At 34.3% G+C, this 6,531-nt stretch carries 5 protein-coding genes; 2 read left to right on the forward strand and 3 right to left on the reverse strand.

The window, feature by feature from the left end; genetic code table 11:
* Positions 1–76: 76 nt before the first annotated feature.
* The 3 genes from QZ357_RS06145 to QZ357_RS06155 all read right to left on the reverse strand — a co-directional run bounded on the left by QZ357_RS06145 (position 77) and on the right by QZ357_RS06155 (position 3,992).
* Entirely contained in the window at positions 77–1,252 is a 1,176-nt protein-coding gene (locus QZ357_RS06145; RefSeq protein WP_290773238.1) for a hypothetical protein, read from the reverse strand.
* Positions 1,253–1,337: 85 nt separating this feature from the next.
* Positions 1,338–3,464, reverse strand: coding sequence for a hypothetical protein (locus QZ357_RS06150; RefSeq protein WP_290773241.1), 2,127 nt, complete (start codon positions 3,462–3,464; stop codon positions 1,338–1,340).
* A 36-nt stretch (positions 3,465–3,500) separates the two neighbouring features.
* Positions 3,501–3,992, reverse strand: a complete 492-nt coding sequence (locus QZ357_RS06155) for a terminase small subunit (RefSeq protein WP_290773244.1) — start codon at positions 3,990–3,992, stop codon at positions 3,501–3,503.
* Between the two features lie 373 nt (positions 3,993–4,365).
* Here QZ357_RS06155 and QZ357_RS06160 point away from each other — a divergent pair, with 373 nt between their 5' ends.
* Together QZ357_RS06160 and QZ357_RS06165 are read left to right on the forward strand one after the other, a co-directional pair.
* Positions 4,366–5,148, forward strand: a complete 783-nt coding sequence (locus QZ357_RS06160) for a DUF4373 domain-containing protein (RefSeq protein ID WP_290773247.1) — start codon at positions 4,366–4,368, stop codon at positions 5,146–5,148.
* 622 nt (positions 5,149–5,770) lie between these two features.
* Entirely contained in the window at positions 5,771–6,193 is a 423-nt protein-coding gene (locus QZ357_RS06165) for a DUF1492 domain-containing protein (RefSeq protein WP_290773250.1), read from the forward strand.
* The last annotated feature ends 338 nt before the right edge of the window (positions 6,194–6,531 follow it).

The following is a 6,531-nucleotide window of genomic DNA, read 5'->3' on the forward strand; positions in this document are numbered from 1 at the left end:
GGCGCCCTTTATTCCAAATATTTGGGCGAGCAAATATTTGGTGGGGTTTAAGGGGCAACGCCCCTTTAGGAAGTCTTTAATTCATAGCCTCAACAAGCCCTCCCACAAAGGCATTGTATAACTTCTCTTCCTGCTCTTCACTCGGTGTTATGTAGTACTTGTTGTATCCATATTTATCTTTTTTGTAACTGTAAGGTAAATTTTCTACATACGTATCTACAAAAGAATCCTTGACGTAATTCTTAAATTCCTTTAAAAACAACTTTTCTCTTTCTTTATCCGTAAGGTCTTTTTCTTTTAATGAAATATAATCTTCTATAAAACGACTAGCATATTTATATCCATTTCCATATTCAAAAGAATCGATATTCACATTTACAACCTGACTGTTTTCCATTACAATACCATAATTTATATCTAAATTCTTTTTCAGTTCATCAAACCCCATATCCACATCGTCAAATTCATTTATGATATCATTGTATTTCTTATATTTTTTATCATTCCTAAACTTATCTACATATCCTACTATAGACTCTGTTAAATCATCATATATCTTATATTCGTTTTTTAGTAAAAGATAATCACACGGCTCATCTTCCATTGCCATCTGAAGTCCCCCGAAAAATGCATCATAAAGATCATATTTATCTTCATAGTTATTGTCATGTTCCAGATAAGAACCATTATCTATACCACCTGACGGAGTATGATAAATCGTGTGAACAGTATAGGTCTTTTTATCTCCCTTTTCTTCCGCTCTTTTGAAGTTTTCTCTCAAACATTCGCTAAGTATCTCATTTTTCTTAAGCCTGTCTTTTACCTTCTTCTCTTTTATTATCTCGTTTGCCTCTCTTAAAGAAGTCTTATATATATTTTCATAATCATACTGCTTTATCTCCAACCTAACTTTGCTTCGCTCCATATCGGCATCATAATCAATATCGCATTCATCATTAGCCTTTTTCATACCGGTGTAATCATCTCTTTGATCGTCTAAATACATTCTGTCCAATATTTCCCTTTGAGGAATATACTTCTTACAATCCACTATATTTTCCAGTTCATTCTTATAACCATTTACCGTTGCTCTAAGAGATATATGATAATATAAAAAATCTCCTGTGATTATCATAATTACAGCAACAAAGGATAATATAATACAGTAATAAAACCTTTTCTTCCTCCTGATTTCTATATATCTTTTTGTATCTTCATCAAGATTCTCATACTTCTTGTACTTCTTTTTCATTTGTATCCCTCATAATCTCTCTTCTTGTCTACATTTTATCATAAACAATATATCTTATCCATAGAATAAAAGGGTAAATCAATAATTAATAATTATTTTTTTCATATTCTTCTCTGTATTTATTTTTTATCCATTTTTTATCAATCCCCTTCCCTAAATTAAAGTTCAAAGCCTCTCTGATAAAAAGGTTATTATATAAATCCCTTATTCCCTCTACATTATTCATTCCTTTCCATGCGCCTGAAAGTCCAAGTCCCGTAAGCTCACTTACAAGCCCTCTCTTCAAAGCCAGGTCATATGCATAATCCATATAATTTTTTTCGAATTCTTTTCCAGTACTTTTTTTATCATCACTAAAATCTTTTAACTTATCATGCTCTTTATAATACCGATATTCATGATCTCTTTCGTTTAACTCGTCGCCTACTGCCGTAAAAGCCCCAAGCTCATTACCTCCTTTGAGCAAAGATAACTTTAAAGCGTATAATAAATCTGCACGCTCCTTAGCCATTTTTACACTTTTCTTTTGAAGCCTACTCCCACTCTCCTCAATATCTTTCAAAGTCAAATCCATAGCCGTTACAGGAGACGGATTATGATTTTTTGAAAATACCATATCTATCCCTTTTACAAGATTTTCCCGGTTATTTTGATTTCTGTTTAACATAGAAAATATATATAAGGGAATCGGTCCCGCATCCTTCAAAACCTCATCGGTTTTTACCTTTTCTCTTAAAGCCACTCTGTCATTTAAAAGTGAAATATATTCATTCGCAGCATTAATGCCCTTTTCTCTGGAAATCAGATAAACTCTTTGCAGCTCTTTTTCATTCAGGCTTTTTAAACCTTTAAAAAGGGTTCCTCTTAAATAAGGGTTGGTGCTTACCGCAAAATTATTTTTAAAATCCATTCCCTCTGCTCCGTAAGCCTTTATTTTCTCATCGATTACTTTATCACTGTACTCAGTTTCCGCTTTATTAACAATACCCTTTATTTCATCCTCTGACAAATAATCATAAGTCCTGCTTCCGAATTCATTGGGATTTTTTATTTCCGCGGGCTTTGCATCCGTAATATTTTTATTTAAATAATCTCTGTTGTCATACATACCCATATAGTTTACAACATCATCTGTATTTACATTGTAAACCCTACCCTTTGAATGGGCTCTCGAATACTTGCTTCTTCTTAACTCATCAACAAAAGTTTTTAGAATAGTCTCTCTGTCAACCAATAAATCCACATAATCATTCATTTTACCGTCCCAACTTTTGCCGTTTCCCGTCAAATAATTCTTTTTCTCCCTCTTAGTATAAGGCGTCACTCTAAAACCATTCCCTCCGTACACTCCGTACCGGTAAGCTCTGTCTTCATTTTTTGCACTTTCTATCTTGTGAGTTCTCTTTCCTGTTCCTTTATCCAAAATATCAAAATATCTATTCACTCCAAAAGATTTAGGATAACCGAAAGAACTGCTCTTTTGACTGTAATCTCTGTAAGGTGACCTCTCTCCTGCAGTTCCATTTCCTCCTGCCTTTTTACTCTCTGCTTTATATCCATAAGGATTTAAGGATAATACACCTCTTCCATTCTCTTTTTCTTTCAGATATAACGGATTCGTGATGTTTGTATCTTTACCTCTGGCAAAAACACCCTTTTGTCTATTCGGCTCTTTTTTCGAAAAACCTGCTCCTATGCCGTTATTGTAAGAGGCACTCCCTCCGCTATTGCCCTTTATACCGTGAATACTCTCTCTTCCTTTAAAATCCCCACTCAAAACCCCTCTCTTTCCGTTTTTATTGCCGGTTTTTATCCCGTAGGGATTTAAGGTTTTTAAATATTCACTTGCATTGTCCTCTTCTTTACCCTTCCCGTAATATGCCTCGTACGGCTCAGTGTACTTTTTTTCATACCCGCTTTTTATTCCATAGTCCTTTGAATATCCTGCATTAACAGGATTTTTGTATTTCCTTTGTAAATTCTCCGAATAACCCAAATACCCCTCAGTATTCTTCTTGTACCCGTACGGATTTATGCTTTTTATATGATTATTCACCCTGTGGTAAGAACTTTCTTTCCCCCTTCCTACGCTTTTCATAGAGCCGTTCTTAGGTTGTATACTTTTCTTGATTAAGCTTCCCCCTGCACCGATACCTCCGGTTAAAGCACTGAAAGCTCCTGCTGCAAAGTCGGATTTTCTTCTTTTTTTCATATTCTATTAAGCCTTTCTTTTTTTCTTACCTCCGATTTACTCCGTAAGGGTAACCTTTATGGTTCTGTTTATACTTTCTTCTTTCTCATCTTCTGTAAATATCCCGTACCTTTTGCCCAAAAGCTCTGCGGCTTTCATTGCATAACTTAACTTCGTCGGTACGTATATTATCTTCGGCGTCTCCTTTTTCTCTTTTACCTGCTTAAAATTCCCCGGCTCAACTTCTCTGTAATCGACTTTCTCCTCCTTAAAGGTAATCACATCCTCCTCTTTTTCTTCTCGCCTCATCACATTCGTCAAATACTCCATTATCTCCTTTATATCCGCAATCTTCTCGCCTCTTACTTCCTCAAGCCTCTTATTCATGTATTCTCTTATGAGGGGATTGCTCAGATTTTTCACTCCGATATTCCCCGCACTGCTTTCTTTGTATCCCGCTTTTAAGGCAGCGTCTTTCGCATTTGCGCTTATTAAGTATTCATCCGCAAACTTTCTTTGCCTTTCCGTCATATCTTTCTCTTTTTTCAATATATCCCCTCCTTCTCTTTTATCTTAAATCTCATCTTTTGCATTTCGTATGTATGCATTTTTATATATTTTCTTTTTCCCGCTTAATTCCATATAAAAAAAGTGCGAAACCAAAGAGCAAAGCTCCTTCTCTCACACTTCTTCACATATATAATATCACACTTTAAAAAAAATAAAGTCCCCGATTGGTCTCAAAAAAGTTACCCCCTTTTAATCCTTTTTTAAGATTCATAAAAAAACATCATTTTAATTCCATTTTTATCTTAAATGAAAAATTAAGTTTAAAAATAATTAAAAAGTCCGTTAATAAATAAGTGCCGATTAAGTGTAAAATAATATTCGAATAAATCTTATGAAAGACGAGGTAAATAAATTGAAAGGTATTAACTATTTCCCTTTGGATGTTCATTCAAACGACAACGTCAAACTTATCGAAGCGGAGTTCGGTATCGTCGCCTTCGCAGTTTTAATCAAATTGTATCAAAGAATATACGCAGGACATGGCTACTACTACGACTGGAACGACGAAATAGCCCTCCTGTTCGCAAATAATAATAACATCAAATGCTCTCTTGTAAAAAACATAGTAACCAGATGTACCGACAGAGGCATATTCGATAAATCCCTCTACGAAAAATACGGTATTCTGACCTCCTTCGGTATACAAGAACGCTTTTTTAAGATAATCAAACGGAGAAAATCGATAAGTGTGGATACCCGTTACTTACTCATAGACATCGGAGAAAATGCAGACACAAACGATAAAAATGCAAACATTTCGGATAAACATTCATACAAAACCATACAAAATGAAGTAAATACAGACCAAAGTAAAGAAAAGGAAAGTAAAGAAAAGAAGAGTATAAAATATAAACACGGCAAATATAAAAACGTCATGCTTACAAAAGAAGAATATCAAAAACTCAAGGACATATTCCCCAACTGGGAAAAAAGAATAGACGACCTGGACTGTTACATAGGAAGCACTGGCAGACATTATAAAAGCCATTATATGACCATACTCAGCTGGAGCAGATGGAATAAAAACATACCCGTAAATAACGGCAAAACGAAGATACAAGCCGATGAGGATTATTTCAAATACAACAAAGAATATCTCGACGAAGACACTATTGAAAAAATTATGAATATGTAACTTTGCACCAACAGGCATTCAGTAAATATATTCAAACAAAACAGCAAAACAATACTCCTCCGATTTATGTAATAAACTGTCTTTTTAAGTATCGTATTTAATTAAATAAAAAGAGGAAAAATAACACCTTTAATCAAAATATAAAAATCTTTTTGAATACAACATAAAAGGAAAAACATATAAAAAATAAAACTTTAAACCACTATACGAAATAACTAAACATACCGCCTTAAGAAATCAATCTGTTCAATACTCAAAAATCATATAAAGATAAAAACCCTTTGGATATTCAAAAACACTTTTGACTTCTGAGTTAATCATAAATAATGAACCATTAAACTATTTAATACCCCAGGTTTGAATATATCATATTTGTTTAAACAGGAATCAACGGCATAATGATACTTTGTGCCTTTTTAAAACTCTCTTTTTTAAAAATGCAAAACAGAGCCCCTTTAAATATATCGAACCCTAAAGGCAGACTTGCTCTTTATGTTTGTACTTATCTAAATTTAATCCGTACTAAAAACAACCTTCACCCTTTACTTAAAATAAACACAAACCGATTAAAACCAACCCTACAAAACTGAAAATAAAACCAAAGAAGAAAGGAGACATAAATATGAACGATTATAAAAAAACAGAGGCTCTGCTTTATAATTACATATTTTTAAAGAAAAGCATCGAAACCGACAAACTCAAACTCGAAGAACTGAACCTTGAAAGCTTCGATGTAAATGCTTCAAAATACGACACCGTAAAAGTAGACTCTAGCACAATAAGCGACATAACCGCCCAAAACGCCATCAACCACATCATAAAAAAAGAATACCTCGCCCGTAAAATAAGAAAAAACACCTTCCAAAAGAAACAAATAGACATAGCCATGGAAGCCTTAAACGATACCGAAAGAACCATAATAAAAGAAAAATACTTCCGCCTCCTTAGGGATTATGAAGTATACGATAACCTCTGCCTCTCAAGATCCAACTATTACAGAATAAAAAAACAAGCCGTCAAAAAAGTATCGCGGCTCATATCGTAATTATATTACACGCTATCAAGGGGTTTCACCCCTTACACCCCACTTTTAAGGGCTGTCTGCCCTTAAGAACCCGACATTCCAGGGGCGCTGCCCCTAAGCCCCCGCTCTTTTTTTGCTTATCCATTCGCAATTTTTTAAATTGCTCATGTTGTTTAAAGCTTCCAGCTTAATGAGTTTTATTAAAAATAAAACTCACCTGTTTCTTTGAAACAGCAAACATTCACAAAAAGAGGTAAAAAGGATACAACTGCGTTGAGCTTATAACGCAACAAGATTTCCTCGAAAAAAACTACCCGTTTTTTCGGGAATTGTTGCTACCGCCACCCCCTTTTTCAATG

The organism is Anaerofustis sp., from assembly GCF_019420015.1.
Taxonomy (GTDB): domain Bacteria; phylum Bacillota; class Clostridia; order Eubacteriales; family Anaerofustaceae; genus Anaerofustis.

Excerpts from the sequence above, each read along its gene's own strand:
- QZ357_RS06145 (WP_290773238.1), bottom strand. The coding sequence starts at position 1,252 with ATGAAAAAGAAGTACAAGAAGTATGAGAATCTTGATGAAGATACAAAA.
- QZ357_RS06165 (WP_290773250.1), top strand. The coding sequence starts at position 5,771 with ATGAACGATTATAAAAAAACAGAGGCTCTGCTTTATAATTACATATTT.
- QZ357_RS06150 (WP_290773241.1), bottom strand. The coding sequence starts at position 3,464 with ATGAAAAAAAGAAGAAAATCCGACTTTGCAGCAGGAGCTTTCAGTGCT.